At 71.1% G+C, this 13,983-nt stretch carries 11 protein-coding genes; 6 read left to right on the top strand and 5 right to left on the bottom strand.

What is annotated here, in order from left to right:
- Nucleotides 1–83: 83 nt before the first annotated feature.
- The 3 genes from HUO13_RS08565 to HUO13_RS08555 are packed head-to-tail and all read right to left on the bottom strand — an operon-like array spanning nucleotide 84 to nucleotide 2,872.
- Nucleotides 84–1,469: an NAD(P)(+) transhydrogenase (Re/Si-specific) subunit beta gene (locus HUO13_RS08565; protein WP_211900894.1), complete on the bottom strand. Its 1,386-nt coding sequence runs from the start codon at nucleotides 1,467–1,469 to the stop codon at nucleotides 84–86.
- The gene (locus tag HUO13_RS08560; protein WP_211900893.1) at nucleotides 1,466–1,771 is read right to left on the bottom strand and encodes an NAD(P) transhydrogenase subunit alpha; all 306 of its coding nucleotides are present in this window, start codon (nucleotides 1,769–1,771) and stop codon (nucleotides 1,466–1,468) included. Before HUO13_RS08560 ends, HUO13_RS08565 begins: the two co-directional genes overlap by 4 nt.
- A complete protein-coding gene (locus HUO13_RS08555) occupies nucleotides 1,772–2,872 on the bottom strand; it encodes a Re/Si-specific NAD(P)(+) transhydrogenase subunit alpha (RefSeq protein WP_211900892.1) in 1,101 nt (366 codons plus the stop codon).
- A 280-nt stretch (nucleotides 2,873–3,152) separates the two neighbouring features.
- Here HUO13_RS08555 and HUO13_RS08550 point away from each other — a divergent pair, with 280 nt between their 5' ends.
- The 4 genes from HUO13_RS08550 to HUO13_RS08535 are packed head-to-tail and all read left to right on the top strand — an operon-like array spanning nucleotide 3,153 to nucleotide 5,824.
- Nucleotides 3,153–3,278 carry a lasso RiPP family leader peptide-containing protein gene (locus HUO13_RS08550; RefSeq protein ID WP_211900891.1) on the top strand — a complete coding sequence of 42 codons (126 nt, stop codon included), beginning with the start codon at nucleotides 3,153–3,155 and terminating at the stop codon, nucleotides 3,276–3,278.
- A gap of 35 nt (nucleotides 3,279–3,313) precedes the next feature.
- Nucleotides 3,314–5,146 (top strand): lasso peptide isopeptide bond-forming cyclase, encoded by a 1,833-nt coding sequence (locus HUO13_RS08545; RefSeq protein ID WP_211900890.1) that lies wholly within the window; start codon nucleotides 3,314–3,316, stop codon nucleotides 5,144–5,146.
- Nucleotides 5,124–5,381 carry a lasso peptide biosynthesis PqqD family chaperone gene (locus HUO13_RS08540; protein WP_211900889.1) on the top strand — a complete coding sequence of 86 codons (258 nt, stop codon included), beginning with the start codon at nucleotides 5,124–5,126 and terminating at the stop codon, nucleotides 5,379–5,381. Before HUO13_RS08545 ends, HUO13_RS08540 begins: the two co-directional genes overlap by 23 nt.
- On the top strand, nucleotides 5,378–5,824 hold the full coding sequence (locus HUO13_RS08535) for a lasso peptide biosynthesis B2 protein (protein ID WP_211900888.1): 447 nt from the start codon (nucleotides 5,378–5,380) through the stop codon (nucleotides 5,822–5,824). The genes HUO13_RS08540 and HUO13_RS08535 overlap by 4 nt, the downstream gene beginning before the upstream one ends.
- On the opposite strand, the gene HUO13_RS08530 is transcribed toward HUO13_RS08535, so the two are convergent.
- Nucleotides 5,811–6,833 carry an AsnC family protein gene (locus HUO13_RS08530; RefSeq protein WP_211900887.1) on the bottom strand — a complete coding sequence of 341 codons (1,023 nt, stop codon included), beginning with the start codon at nucleotides 6,831–6,833 and terminating at the stop codon, nucleotides 5,811–5,813. The two genes, HUO13_RS08535 and HUO13_RS08530, sit on opposite strands and share 14 nt — an antisense overlap.
- Nucleotides 6,834–7,219: 386 nt before the next feature.
- Between HUO13_RS08530 and dnaE the strand changes: the two genes are divergently transcribed.
- Both dnaE and HUO13_RS08520 read left to right on the top strand, forming a co-directional pair.
- A complete protein-coding gene (dnaE, locus tag HUO13_RS08525) occupies nucleotides 7,220–10,804 on the top strand; it encodes a DNA polymerase III subunit alpha (RefSeq protein WP_211900886.1) in 3,585 nt (1,194 codons plus the stop codon).
- A gap of 152 nt (nucleotides 10,805–10,956) precedes the next feature.
- Nucleotides 10,957–12,174 carry a cytochrome P450 family protein gene (locus tag HUO13_RS08520; protein ID WP_211900885.1) on the top strand — a complete coding sequence of 406 codons (1,218 nt, stop codon included), beginning with the start codon at nucleotides 10,957–10,959 and terminating at the stop codon, nucleotides 12,172–12,174.
- Between the two features lie 214 nt (nucleotides 12,175–12,388).
- Here the strand turns inward: HUO13_RS08520 and HUO13_RS08515 are convergent, their stop codons facing one another.
- The gene (locus HUO13_RS08515; RefSeq protein WP_211900884.1) at nucleotides 12,389–13,912 is read right to left on the bottom strand and encodes an MFS transporter; all 1,524 of its coding nucleotides are present in this window, start codon (nucleotides 13,910–13,912) and stop codon (nucleotides 12,389–12,391) included.
- Between the last annotated feature and the right edge of the window lie 71 nt (nucleotides 13,913–13,983).

Raw genomic sequence — 13,983 nt, 5'->3', positions numbered from 1 at the left:
CTTAGCAGGACGTAAGCAGGTAACGAGTGGTTTATCGGTTACGAAAGGCGGCTGTCGCCGCGTCAACGGGCTGGTGCGGGCCCCTACAGGGCCTTGAGCTCCTCGATGACCTCGCCGACCGAGGACTTCGCGTCGCCGAAGAGCATCGCGGTGCGCGGGTCGACGTAGAGCGGGTTGTCGATCCCGGCGAAGCCGGCCCGCATCGACCGCTTGAGGACGATGACCGTCCTGGCCTGGTCCACGTTGAGCACCGGCATGCCGTAGATCGGTGAACCCGGGTCGCTGCGCGCTGCGGGGTTGGTGACGTCGTTGGCGCCGATCACCAGGGCCACGTCGGTGCGCGCGAACTGCTCGTTGATCTCGTCCATGTCCTTGAGCCGGTCGTAGGGCACGTCGGCCTCGGCGAGCAGGACGTTCATGTGGCCCGGCATCCGCCCGGCGACCGGGTGGATGGCGTAGTCGACCTCCACCCCCTTGTCCTCCAGCAGCTTCGCCATGTCCTGCACGGCGTGCTGGGCCTGGGCGACGGCCATCCCGTAGCCGGGGACGACGATGACCTGGTCGGCGTAGGCGAGCTGGATCGCCACGTCGGCCGCGCTGGTCGCCCGCACGCTGCCGCCGCCCGCGCCGGTCTCGGCGGTGGCCAGGGCTCCGCCGCCGAAGCCGCCCGCCACGATCGACGGGATCGAGCGGTTCATCGCCTTGGCCATCTGGTCGGTGAGGATCGAACCGGAGGCGCCGACGATCATGCCCGCGACGATCATCGCGGTGTTGTTCAGCGCGAGCCCGGCCGCGGCGGCCGACAGGCCGGTGAACGCGTTCAGCAGCGACACCACGACCGGCATGTCCGCGCCGCCGATCGGGAGCACGACCGCGACCCCCGCCAGCGCGGCGAACAGCAGCACGCCCACCACCAGCAGCTCGGCGCGCACGCCCGTGCCGATCGCGACCGCGCAGCCCACGGCCGCCAGCACCAGCACGACGTTGACCGGAATCTGCGCCCGGCCCAGCGTGACCGGCCTGCCCGGCAGGATCTCCTGGAGCTTGCCGAAGGCGATCAGCGAGCCCCAGAACGACACCGAACCGATGATCGCGGCGAACAGCGACGCGACCGTCACGTAGGCGGGTTCGCCCGCGAAGCCGCCGGTCTCGCGGAACTCGACCCACGCCGTGAGCGCCACCGCACCGCCGCCGACGCCGTTGAACAGCGCCACCATCTGCGGCATCGCGGTCATCTTCACCCGGCGGGCCGCGGGCACCCCGAGCACCACGCCGGCGGCGATGCCGAGCCCGATCAGCCAGCCGTCCTGCAGTCCGGGGGTGATCAGCGTCGCCACGACCGCCACGACCATGCCCGCCGCGGCGATCCAGTTGCCGCGCACCGCGGTGCGCGGACCGGTGAGCCCCATCAGGCCGTAGATGAACATGCCGAAGGCCACGACGTAGAGGATCGCCTGCAGCTCGCTCACCGCTCGGTCTCCTTCCCGGCGTCGGACCGGCGCTGCTTGAACATGCCCAGCATCCGGTCGGTGACCAGGAAACCGCCGACCACGTTGATCGTGCCGAACACGATCGCGACCACCGCCAGGGCCCGGCTCAGCGCGTTGTCCACGCCGGAGCCCAGCACGACCACCCCGCCCAGCAGCACGATGCCGTGGATGGCGTTGGTGCCCGACATCAGCGGCGTGTGCAGCGTGTTGGGGACCTTCGAGATCACCGCGAAACCGACGAAGCCCGCCAGCACCAGGATCGCCAGATTGGCCAGGAACATCTACGCCTCCTCCTGACGTGTGACGCAGGAGGCCGCCAGCACCTCGTCGCCGAAGTCCGGCGCCAGGCGGCCGTCTGTCACCAGCAGCTCCAGCAGGGCGTGCACGTTCCTGGCGTAGAGCTCGCTGGCGTGCTCGGGCATCGAGGCGGGCAGGTTGAGCGGCGCGGCGATCGTGACGTCGTGGGCGACCACGGTCCGGCCGGGCTCGGACAGCTCGCAGTTGCCGCCGGTCGCACCGGCGAGGTCGACGACCACGCTGCCCGGCCGCATCGCCCGCACCGCGTCGGCCGAGACCAGCCGCGGCGCCGGTTTGCCGGGTACCAGGGCGGTGGTGATGACGATGTCGAAGCCACCGATCGCCTCGCCGAGCCTGCGTTCCTGCTCGGCGGCCTCGTCGGCACCCAGCGAGCGGGCGTATCCGCCCTCGCCGGTGGCGTCGATGCCCAGGTCGAGCCACTTGGCGCCGACGGAGCGCACCTGGTCGGCGACCTCCGGGCGCACGTCGTAGCCGGTCGTGCGGGCTCCCAGCCGCTTGGCCGTGGCCAGCGCCTGCAGCCCCGCGACGCCGACGCCGAGCACCAGCGCCGTCGCGGGCTTCACGGTGCCCGCGGCCGTGGTCAGCATCGGCAGGAACCGGGTCGACTCGCCGGCCGCGAGCAGCACCGCGCGGTACCCGGCGACGTTGGCCTGCGACGACAGCGCGTCCATCGACTGCGCCCGCGAGATGCGGGGGATGGACTCCATCGCGAACGCGGTCACCCCGGCCGCGCGCAGCCGCTCGGTGGTCTCCGGCTCGGTCAGCGGGGCCAGGAAGCCGATGAGGGTGGTCCCGGCGGCGAGCCTGCCGACCTCCTCCTCGGTCGGCGGGTTGACCTTGACCACGACGTCGGCCGACCAGGCGTCGCCGATGCTCGCGCCCGCCGCGGTGAACGCCTCGTCGGGGATCAGCGCCTGCTGCCCGGCGCCCGCTTCGACCACGACGTCCAGCCCCAACGCGCGCAGCCGCTCCACGACCCCGGGGACCATCGCCACCCGGCGCTCACCCGCCAGCGACTCAGCCGGCACGCCGACGCTCGGCCTGCTGCTCTGCTGTGCCGTCATCGCACCACATCCCGTGCTCGTCGCTGGGAGGAACGATCTCTGTCACCCACCAGATGCCCACAGCGGCGGTCGCCGCGCAAGGGCACACGCCCGTTCGGCCCCGTCCCCGCCCAGAAGTGTCCGACGAGATCCACTGCTCCGGCGAGAGCCGATCGTGGGTCATCGGCATGGTTGGCCTGCCGGGTGACGGGCACCTCCTGCGTTTGCTCGACTTCGGGAGCCGATCGAGCATGACTCGTTGTAGTCGATCGACTACGAATCGTTTCCGCTGGAGGTCGTCATGGACGAGCAGATGGAGAACGTCGAGTCTTACACGCCGCCGATGCTGGTCGAGGTCGGTGAGTTCAGCGAGGACACGCTGGGTAGCTCGATCCTCATTCCCGACGATGAGGAGGGTCTGCTCTGACCGGCGTCTTGCGCGACTGAGAGCAGGTTGCCCTGATGTCCTGGACCGGGTTCGTCGTGCTGCCGGATTCCGACGCCGCGGGCGAGGTGCGCGCGGTGGTTCCGTTCGCCTCGCCGCGGGTGTTCCCGCATGCCTCGGGACGGCCGTGGCTGATCGGTCACTGGCCACTGGAGGACCTCGTCATGGCCGAGGCCGGTCCGATGCGGGTGGCGGTGATCGGGTCCTGCCCGGTCACCGCCGACAACCTGGCCGCGCGGGTGAAGCGAGTCCGCTCGGTCGACGACGTGGACGCGATCGCCACGGAGTTGCCGGGTTCGTTCCACGTGGTCGCCTCGATTGACGGCCGGGTCCGCGTGCAGGGAAGCGTGACCGGCCTGCGCCGGGTTTTCCACGCGCGGCGGGGACGCGTGCCGCTGGCCGCGGACCGCGCCGACGTGCTCGCCGCGATGACCGGTGCCGGGATCGACGAGCGGATGCTGGCGGTGCGGGTGGCCTGTTCGGGCAAGATCCCGCCCCCGCTCGGGGATCAGCCGTTGTGGTCGGGTATCAGCGCGCTGCCGGCCGACCACTACCTGACCTGGCACCACGACCGGGAATACCAGGTGCGCTGGTGGCGTCCACCGCCTCCGCAGACGCCGCTGGGCGAGGGTGCACTGGCGGTGCGGGAGGCGCTGAGCACGGCAACGGATCACCGCGCCCCCTCGGGCGGGCGGCTGAGCTGCGATCTGTCCGGCGGCATGGACTCGACCTCGCTGGCGTTCCTGGCCGCGCGAACCGTCCCGGACCTGCTGACCTACCGCAACGGCGAGGCCGAGGCAGGGAACGACGACACCGTCTTCGCCGCTGTAGCCATCGAAGCCCTGGAAAACGCCGAGCACCTGGTGGTCGGTCAGCAGGACCTGCCCGCGTTGTTCACCGACGTGGCGGTGCCGGTCGGCGCGGAAACGCCTTACGCCCACCCGCGCACGGTCGCACGCAAGCGTCACATCGCGCGTCTGCTCGCCGAGCGCGGTTCCCGCAGACACCTGGCAGGACACGGCGGCGACGAGTTGTTCACGCCGCTGCCGGGGTATCTGCACCGGCTGTTGTGGCGGCATCCGCTAACCGCGTGGCGTCATGTCCGCGGATACGCCGCGCTGAGGCGTTGGCCGCTGGGAGCCACGCTGCGGAACCTGTTGCTGCCAGGCGACGTCGCGAAGTGGTGGCAGGCCCAGGCCGACAACCTCACCGGTGCCGCCTACTCCGGTAGGCAGGCGGTCCTGGGGTGGGGCCTGTGGCCGTTGCGCGCCTCCGCGTGGGTGACCGGCGCCGCTGTCGATCTCGCCCGCCAGGAGCTGAGCCGTGCCGCGCAGTACGCCACGCCGCTGGCCCTCGACCCGGGGCAGCACCAGGCCGTGCTGACGCTGCGGACGAACTCCGCCCACTACCGGCAACTGGCGCGCCTGTACGCCGAGGGCGGGGTCCGCCTGGAGCTGCCCTACTTCGACGACCGTGTCGCCGAAGCCGTGCTCGCGGTGCGGCCGCACGAGCACGCCGGGCCGTTCCGGTACAAGCCGCTGCTGGCCGAGGCGATGCGCGGCCTTGTGCCCGACGCCGTGCTGGGCCGAACCACCAAGGGCGAGTTCGGCGAGGACGTCCGGGTCGGGCTGCGCCGCAACCTGCCCGCGATCCTCAAGCTTTTCGCCGATTCCGCTCTCGCGGACCGGGGACTCATCGACGCCGACGCCCTGCGCGAGCACCTGACGGCCCCGCAGCCGGTCGCGGGCAGCCCGTTTCCCCTGGAGCACCTGATCGGCTGCGAAATCTGGCTGCGCGCCGCAACCCAACCCGTCCCGAGGAGTTCCGATGCCTCTGCGACTGCATCCTGACGTGGTCACCGCCGACAGCGACGACGGCACCGTGCTGCTGCACCAGCGCACCGGACGCTACTGGCAGCTCAACGGCACCGGCTCCCACGTCCTGCGTCAGCTGCTCGACGGCCGCTCGCCCGAGCAGGTCGCCGCCGACCTCGCCGGCCGGCACCGGGTCGACCTCCACCGAACCAGCCGCGACGTGACCGCCGTCGTCGACCACCTGCGCGCCTCGGGCCTGGTGGTGGTGTGAGCGTGCCCGTCGCGCTCGCCGAGCGCATCCGCCTCCCGCCGCACCGGCGCGTCCTGCCGCTGATCGCCGTTGCCCTCGCCCGTCCGCTCGCCAGGACCGCACCCGCCCGTCTGCGCAAGGTGCTGGAGTTCGCACGACGCGGCGCCGCGCCCGCCACCGCTGGACAAGCCTCGGCCGCCCGCGAGCAGGTGGTGTCGGTGAGCCTGCGCTGCGCGGGTCAGGGCTGCCTGCAACGCTCCATCGCCACCGCCCTGCTCTGCCGCGCCCGCGGAACCTGGCCCACCTGGTGCACCGGCGTGCGCACCCAGCCCTTCGCCGCCCACGCCTGGGTCGAGGCCGAAGGCAGGCTCATCGGCGAACCGCATCCGAAAGGCCACTACAAGCCCCTGCTGACCGTCCCGCCCGACGCCCCTCCGCCGACGCCCGGACCTACAGGTCGGTGATGTCCCAGGTGAGGGTGCGCTGATCGTCGCCGGGGCGCGGCGTCCAGCGCACCGCGGACAGCTCGGTGCTGTCGGGCAGCACGTAGACGGTGTGGCCGCCGGCGGTCTCGCCGGGCGGTACGCCGATGCGGTGCGGCGGCCGGGACGACAGCGACACCGGCGCTTTCGACACCGTCGAGCCGTCCTCGGCGACCAGCACCAGGTAGAGGTCGGGCAGCGAGGTGAACGGCATCGACCCGCGGTTTGTCAGCTCGGTGTGCACGACGACCGCGCGCTCGCCGTCCTGCAACTGGTAGCCGGCGGCGGTGAACAGGAAGTCGGCCGGGTCGACGACCTCGACGAGCTGGATGGTGACCCGCTCGCCCTCCAGACCCTCGACGTCGAGCTTGCTGCCGATCTTGCCGGTGCGCTGCGGTGGCTGCTTGTACTGGGCCGCGCTGCGCTGGTCGCCGCGCGCCCACGAGGACGAACCCGGAGGTCCCCACGTGTTCATCGGCTCCGGCGGCGCGGCCTGGGCGGGCGGCTGCGGACCGCCGGGGCCGCCGCCGGGCGCGAACGCCGGCGGTCCCGCGGGCGGCACGAACTGCTGCGGACCGCTCGGTCCGGTCTGCGTCGGGTGCTGGCCGCTGCCGCCGTAGGTCTGGTACGGCCCGCTGGGCTGGCCGTGCACGGGGTAGGACCCGCTCTGCGGGCCGACGGGGTAGGAGCCGCTGTGCGGCTGCGCCGGGTAGGGCCCACTTTGCGGCTGCTGCACCTGGTACGGGCCGCTGCTGGCCTGGGCGGCCTGCTGCGTCCACGCCTGCGCGGCGGCCACCGCCTTGCGGATCGCGTTCGGCTCGCACTCCACGCCGACGACCAGCGGCAGTCCCGTGGTGGACAGCGCCGCCAGGCGCGAGGCGACGTCGCGGACGTCCATACCGAGCCGGCCGGCGATCTCATGCACCGCTGCGCGGCCCGTCTCGGCGACGACGCTGAGCAGACGAACGTCCACGGGATCAGGGGCAGCCACGTCGGCCCACGCTACCCGCTCCGGCCGATCACCGTGCGAACGGCACTGACTTTCGGCGCCCGCGCGAGAGGCTGTCCTCGAACTCTTTCGGCGCCCGCGCGAGAGGCTGTCCTCGAACTCGTATTGCGTAGCGGTTCCGGTGGCGGAACCTCAGTGCCTCTCTTCGAACTCACCTTGTCAGCGGAGCCGGTGCGGAACCTCAGGAGCCCTCTGGCTATCGCCCGTGCGAGAGCCGCCGGAGCCCGCGCGCGACCCCGCGCCGGACCGGCGGTGTGACGCGCCGGAGCGGATCCGCGCAACGCCAGGGGACATCGCCGATCCCGTCGGCCGCTGGAGTTAGGCTGGCACCCTCTCCCGCCGGTACCGTTCGCGAAGGAGGCCCCTCCGTGCCCGTCGACCCCTTCGTCCACCTGCACGTGCACACCGAGTACTCGATGCTCGACGGTGCGGCGAAGGTCGGAGCGCTGTTCGCGGAGGCGCAGCGGCTGGAGATGCCCGCGGTCGGCATGACCGACCACGGCAACATGTTCGGCGCCGACGAGTTCTACCAGCAGGCGAGGAAGACCGGCATCAAGCCGATCATCGGCATCGAGGCCTACCTGGCGCCCGGCAGCCGCTTCCACAAGAAGCCGGTGTTCTGGGGCGAGGCCAAGCAGCGCGGCACCGACGAGTACGGCGAGGGCGGCGACGTCTCCGGTGCCGGTGCCTACACCCACATGACGATGCTGGCCCGCAACGCCACCGGGCTGCGCAACCTGTTCACGCTCTCCAGCCGGGCGAGCATGGAGGGCCAGTACCGCAAGCCGCGGATGGACCGCGAGCTGGTCGCCGAGTACGCCGAGGGCATCATCGCCACCACCGGCTGCCCGTCGGGCGAGGTCCAGACCAGGCTGCGCCTGCGCCAGTTCGACGAGGCGATGCAGGCGGCGTCGGACTACAAGGACATCTTCGGCGCCGAGAACTTCTTCCTGGAGCTGATGGACCACGGGCTGCCGATCGAGCGGTCGGTCCGGGAGGGCCTGCTCAAGATCTCCAAGGAGCTCGGCCTCAAGCCGGTGGCCACCAACGACAGCCACTACGTCACCGCCGACCAGGCCGAGTCGCACGGCGCGCTGCTGTGCGTGCAGTCGGGCAAGACGCTCAACGACGAGAGCCGGTTCAAGTTCGACGGCGACGGTTACTACCTGAAGTCCGCCGAGGAGATGCGGGAGTACTGGGACTCCGAAGTTCCCGGTGCCGCGGACAACACGCTGCTGATTGCCGAGCGCGTTGAGTCCTACGAGGACGTCTGGTCGTTCCAGGACCGGATGCCGCGCGTCACCGACGGCAGCGGCAAGACCGAGCGCCAGCTGCTGGAAGCCGAGGTCGAGCAGTACCTGCCCACCCGCTACCCGAACGGGCCGACCCAGGAGTGCCTGGACCGGATCAAGGTCGAGCTGGACGTGCTCGACACCAAGGGCTACTGCGCGTACTTCCTGGTCGTCGGCGACCTGACCCGGTGGGCGAAGTCGCAGGGCATCCACGTCGGTCCGGGCCGCGGTTCGGCCGCGGGGTCGCTGCTGGCCTACATCCTGCACATCACGAACCTGGACCCGCTGGAGCACGGCCTGATCTTCGAGCGGTTCCTGAACCCGGAGCGCGACTCCCCGCCCGACATCGACCTCGACTTCGACGACCGCCGCCGCGACGAGGTGCTGCAGTACGCGATCGACAAGTACGGGCGGGACAAGGTCGCCCAGGTCATCACCTTCGGCAAGATCAAGACCAAGGCCGCGATCAAGGACTCCGCGCGGGTCCACCACGGCCAGCCGGGCTTCGCCATCGCCGACAAGATCTCCAAGGCGCTGCCGCCGCCGATCGCGGCCAAGGACATCCCGCTGTCGGGCATCGTCGACCCGCAGCACGAGCGCTACGCCGAGGCCGCCGAGGTCCGCAACCTCATCGAGACCGACCCGTCGGTGTCGCAGATCTTCGACACCGCGCGCGGCCTGGAGGGGCTGATCCGCAACGCGGGCGTGCACGCCTGCGCGGTCATCCTCTCGTCGCAGCCGCTGATGGGCACCGTGCCGCTGTGGGCCCGCGACGACGGCTCGATCATCACCGGCTGGGACTACCCGTCGTGCGAGGCCATCGGCCTGCTGAAGATGGACTTCCTGGGGCTTTCCAACCTCACCATCCTCGGCGACGCGCTGAAGATGGTGAAGGCCAACCACGACCGCGAGATCGACCTGTCCAACCTGGGTCTGGACGACGCGAAGACCTACGAGCTGCTGGCACGCGGTGAGAGCCTGGGCGTGTTCCAGCTCGAAGGTGGCGGCATGCGCGAGCTGCTCAAGCGCATGCAGCCCACCGAGTTCGCCGACATCGTGGCCTGCAACGCGCTGTACCGGCCGGGCCCGATGGAGGTCAACGCCCACAACGACTACGCCGACCGCAAGAACGGCAAGAAGCCGGTCGAGCCGATCCACCCCGACCTGGACGAGCCCCTGAAGGAGATCCTGGCCGAGACCTACGGCCTGATCGTCTACCAGGAGCAGATCATGGCCATCGCGCAGAAGGTCGCCGGCTACAGCCTCGGGCGAGCCGACATCCTGCGCCGCGCGATGGGCAAGAAGAAGAAGGAGGTCCTGGACCAGGAGTTCGAGGGCTTCCAGGCGGGCATGCGGGAGCAGGGCTTCCGCGACGAGGCCATCGACAAGCTGTGGGCGACGGTCCTGCCGTTCGCCGGGTACGCGTTCAACAAGTCCCACGCGGCCGGTTACGCCCTCGTGGCGTACTGGACGGCGTACCTGAAGGCCAACTACCCGGCCGAGTACATGGCCGCGCTGCTGACCTCCAACGGCGACAACAAGGACAAGATGGCCGTCTACCTGGCGGAGTGCCGCCGGATGGGCGTGAAGGTGCTGTCGCCGGACGTCAACGACTCGCTCAACGACTTCAACGCCGTCGGCTCCGACATCCGGTTCGGCCTGGGCGCGATCCGCAACGTCGGCACCAACGTGGTCGCCTCGGTCGCCAAGGTGCGCGGGGAGAAGGGCCGCTACAGTTCGTTCACCGACTTCCTGGACAAGTCCGAGACGGTGGCCTGCAACAAGCGGGTGATCGAGTCGCTGATCAAGGCGGGCGCCTTCGACTCCCTCGGCCACACCCGGATGTCGCTGGCCCAGCACCACGAGGCGGCGGTGGACGCGGTCATCGGGCTCAAGCGCCAGCAGGCGCTCGGCCAGTTCGACCTGTTCGGCGGCGGGGACGACGCCGGGAGCGAGGACTCCTCGTCGCCGCTGGCGCACCTGCAGTTCACGCCGGACGAGTGGCCGCGCAAGCAGATGCTGTCCTACGAGCGGGAGATGCTGGGCCTCTACGTCTCGGCGCACCCGCTGGACGGAGCCGAGCGGCTGCTCGCGCCGTACCAGGACACCGGCATCGCCGAGCTGGTCGGCGGTGAGCGCGAGGCGGGCAAGGACCAGGTCAAGATCGCCGGGATGATCTCGGGGATCCAGCGCCGCATCAACAAGAACGGCCACCCCTGGGCGATCGTGACCCTGGAGGACCTCGACGCCAGCGTCGAGGTGCTGTTCTTCCCGAAGTCCTACGAGATGTTCGCCGACTGCCTGGTCGAGGACACCGCGATCGCGGTCAAGGGCCGCATCAACGAGCGCGAGGGCACCATCAGCATCTTCGCCTCCGACGCGGTGCCGGTGGACATCTCGGCGGCCGAGACCGACCCGGGCACCAGCCCCGCGTTCGTGATCAAGGTGCCTGCCAGCAGGGTGGACCGGTCGCTGGTCGCCGAGCTCAAGCGCACCTTGCAGGCGCACTCGGGCACGGTCCCGGTGCACGTGAAGCTGCAGGGGCCGCGCGGGGTCACCCGCCTCGCGCTGTCCAGCGACTACTTCGTGTCGACCGAGAACGGGCTGCAGGGCGAGCTGAAGGGGCTGCTCGGCGCGGGGTGCTTCGAGACGGTGCTGTGAGCCGGCGTGGGGCCGCGAGTCCGCTTCGCGCCCCGCGTCCGCTTCGCCCTCCGCGGAAGCTGAGAGTGCTTTCAGCGACCGCGTGACAACCGTCAGTGATATGGGTTAACTGGAGACCGGCCGCCAAAACGCCGAGCTCGGAAGGTTTGCCCATGACCACCGGTGAAGTGCCCGACTTACTGGCTTTCGACGACGCCTTCGCGCAGGACCGGCACAACCGGTACGCGCGGATGCGCGAGGAGCCGGTGCAGCGCATCCGGACGGTGAACGGCCTCGACGCGTGGCTGATCACCCGCTACGAGGACGTCAAGCAGGCGCTGCTGGACCCCAGGATCGCCAAGGACTTCGGGCGCACCCAGCAGATCATCGAGAAGAGGCTGGCCGACGCCGAGCGCAAGCCGGGGTTCTCGCCCGACCTCGGCCCGCACATGCTCAACACCGACCCGCCGGACCACACCCGGCTCCGCAAGCTGGTGGTCAAGGCGTTCACCGCGCGCCGGGTCGAGGGCCTGCGGCCGCGGATCGAGCAGATCACCGACGACCTGCTCGACCGCCTGGCGGGCCGGTCCGAGGTGGACCTGATCGACGAGTTCGCGTTCCCGCTTCCCATCACGGTGATCTCGGAGCTGATGGGCGTGGAGGACTCGCGGCGGGACGACTTCCGGTCCTGGACCAACGTCCTGGTCGACGGCTCGCAGCCGGAGGCGCAGGCGCAGGTGTCGGTGGCGATGGTCGAGTACCTGACCGAGCTGATCGCCAAGAAGCGCACCGAGCCCGGCGACGACCTGCTGACCGCGCTGCTGGAGGCGGTCGAGGACGGCGACCGCCTCAGCGAGGGCGAGCTGATCGCCATGGTGTTCCTGCTGCTGGTGGCCGGGCACGAGACGACGGTCAACCTGATCGGCAACTGCGTGCTGTCGCTGCTGACCAACCCCGGCCAGCTCGCCGCGCTGCGCGCCGACCGGTCGCTGCTGCCCGGCGCGATCGAGGAGACCCTGCGCTACGAGAGCCCGGTGGCGCACGGCACGTTCCGGCACACCGCCGAGGCGGTCCAGTTCGGTGACGTGGTGATCCCCGAGGGAGAGGTCATCTGGGTGGCGCTGGGGGCGGCGAACCGGGACGGCGAGCGGTTCGAGGAGCCCGACCGCTTCGACATCGCCCGGGAGACCACCGGGCACGTGGCCTTCGGCCACGGCATCCACTTCTGCGTCGGCGCCGCCCTGGCTCGGCTGGAGGCCCAGATCGCCGTCGGCAGGCTCGTGGAGCGCTTCCCCGACCTGCGGATGGCGGCGTCGCCGGACGACCTGCGGTGGCGGTTCAGCGTCCTGATGCGGGGTCTGGAGAAGCTGCCGGTCAGCCCCGGCGCCTGAGTCAGAGGCTGTTTCTGGACTCACCTTGCTTGGCGGTTGCGGTGGCGGAACCTCAGGCGCTCCCTGACTCCGGGGACCAGTACGCCGCGAAAAGGCTGTCCTCGTCAGAGAGCGCCTGAGAACCCGCGGCGGTGCCGGTTGCGGAGATGGGCCAAGCGGCTGCGCCGCTTCAAAGATCAAACTGAGTTCGGCCGAGCCGTCGCGCTGATCGCGGTCAGCGCGACGGCTTCCGCAGGCTGATCATGGCGACCGCCGCGCCGGCCAGCGCGCAGGTGAGTCCGGCCGCCATCGTCGCGCTCTGCGCCTGGGTGAAGGCGAGCCGCGCGGCGTCGGCCAGCGCGGCGCTGGTGCGTTCCTCGGCGAAGGACAGGGTCGCGGCGAGCGACGTGCTCGCGTCGTGCGGCACGCCGGTGGGCAGGAGCGCGCGGTAGGCGGTCGAGAGCAGGCCGCCGAGCACCGCCACGCCGAAGGCGATCCCGAGCTGCTGGTGGGTGTCGTTGAGCGCCGAGCCCATCCCGGCGCGGTCGGCGGGCACGGCGCCCAGCGCGGTGCTGGTGGCCGCCGGTCCGGCGAAGCCGGTCCCGAACCCGCAGAGCAGGAGTCCGAACGCGGTGTGCAGCGGGCTGCTGTCCGGTTCGAGCGCGGCCAGGGCGCCGAACCCGGCGGCGGTCACGACGAACCCGGTGACGATGGAGGCCCGGTAGCCGATCCGGGTAGGAGCCCGCCCTCCCAGCACCGAGCCCAGCACGCTCCCGGCGGCCAGCGGCAGGGCCGCCATCCCGGCCACCACCGCGCTGTGGCCGCGGACCAGTTGCAGGTACTGGCTGAGGACGAACAGCGTGCTGCCGGTGGCCACCGCGATCAGCGCGATGGCCGAGCTCGCCCCGGCGAACCGGCGGTCCCGGTACAGGCCGAAGTCGACCATCGGGGCGTTCGCGCGTCGCTGGCGCAGGCCGAACCAGGCCAGCGACACCAGGGCCAGTGCCGTGGCGCCGAGCACCGGGGTCGCGAGCGCGCCGCGCTCCGGCACCGCGATCACCGCCCAGACCAGGGCGACCATCCCGGTGGTGACCAGCGCGGTGCTCGGCAGGTCCGGTGCGCCCGCGGCCGGATCGCGCGACTCGGGCACCAGCCGGAGGACTCCTGCCAGCGCCACCGCCACGAAAGGCAGGTTGACCAGGAAGATCCCCGTCCAGCTCCACAGGTCCACCAGCGCACCGCCCAGCAGCGGACCCAGTCCCAGAGCCACCGACCCGACCGCGGTCCACGCCGCGAAGGCCTTCGGGCGTTCGTGCGGCGGGAAGACGCGCACCATGATCGCCAGCGTCGCGGGCATCACCAGCGCCGCGCCGACCCCCATGGCCGCGCGCATGCCGATCAGCCACCAGACCGACGGGGCCAGCGCGGCGCCCGCCGAGGTCAGGCCGAAGACGACGAGCCCGGCCACCATGACGCGGCGCCGTCCGAACCGGTCGGAGAGCGCGCCCGCGGCGACCAGCAGGCCGCCGCACACCACGACGTAGGAGTCGAGCACGGCCTGCAGCTCACTGGTCGAGGCGTCGAAGGTCCGCCCGATCTCCGGGATCGCCACGTTGAGGACGGTGTTGTCGATGACGATCACCAGCAGCGCCGCGCACAGCGCCACCAGGATCAGCCATCGCCGCGGATGCCCCTGGTCGCCGGGCGGCGACTGCGGCCGCTGCGCCCGGCCATCGCGCTCTCGCTGCTTTCCGGTCACGGCGGGCCTCCCAGTTACCAAACACTGTTTGATCGTGAACATACACTGTATGAGAACTCGATGCCTGTGCG

The organism is Saccharopolyspora erythraea (genome assembly GCF_018141105.1).
In the GTDB taxonomy this organism is placed as follows: Bacteria; Actinomycetota; Actinomycetes; order Mycobacteriales; family Pseudonocardiaceae; genus Saccharopolyspora_D; species Saccharopolyspora_D erythraea_A.
Note: the sequence above shows the minus strand (reverse complement) of the source record. Positions and strands in the feature narration are given on the sequence as shown.

Bases quoted from the DNA above. Each gene is read 5' to 3' on its own strand.
- HUO13_RS08520 (WP_211900885.1), top strand. From the start codon at position 10,957: ATGACCACCGGTGAAGTGCCCGACTTACTGGCTTTCGACGACGCCTTC.
- HUO13_RS08550 (WP_211900891.1), top strand. From the start codon at position 3,153: ATGGACGAGCAGATGGAGAACGTCGAGTCTTACACGCCGCCGATGCTG.
- HUO13_RS08560 (WP_211900893.1), bottom strand. From the start codon at position 1,771: ATGTTCCTGGCCAATCTGGCGATCCTGGTGCTGGCGGGCTTCGTCGGT.
- HUO13_RS08540 (WP_211900889.1), top strand. From the start codon at position 5,124: ATGCCTCTGCGACTGCATCCTGACGTGGTCACCGCCGACAGCGACGAC.
- HUO13_RS08555 (WP_211900892.1), bottom strand. From the start codon at position 2,872: ATGACGGCACAGCAGAGCAGCAGGCCGAGCGTCGGCGTGCCGGCTGAG.
- HUO13_RS08545 (WP_211900890.1), top strand. From the start codon at position 3,314: ATGTCCTGGACCGGGTTCGTCGTGCTGCCGGATTCCGACGCCGCGGGC.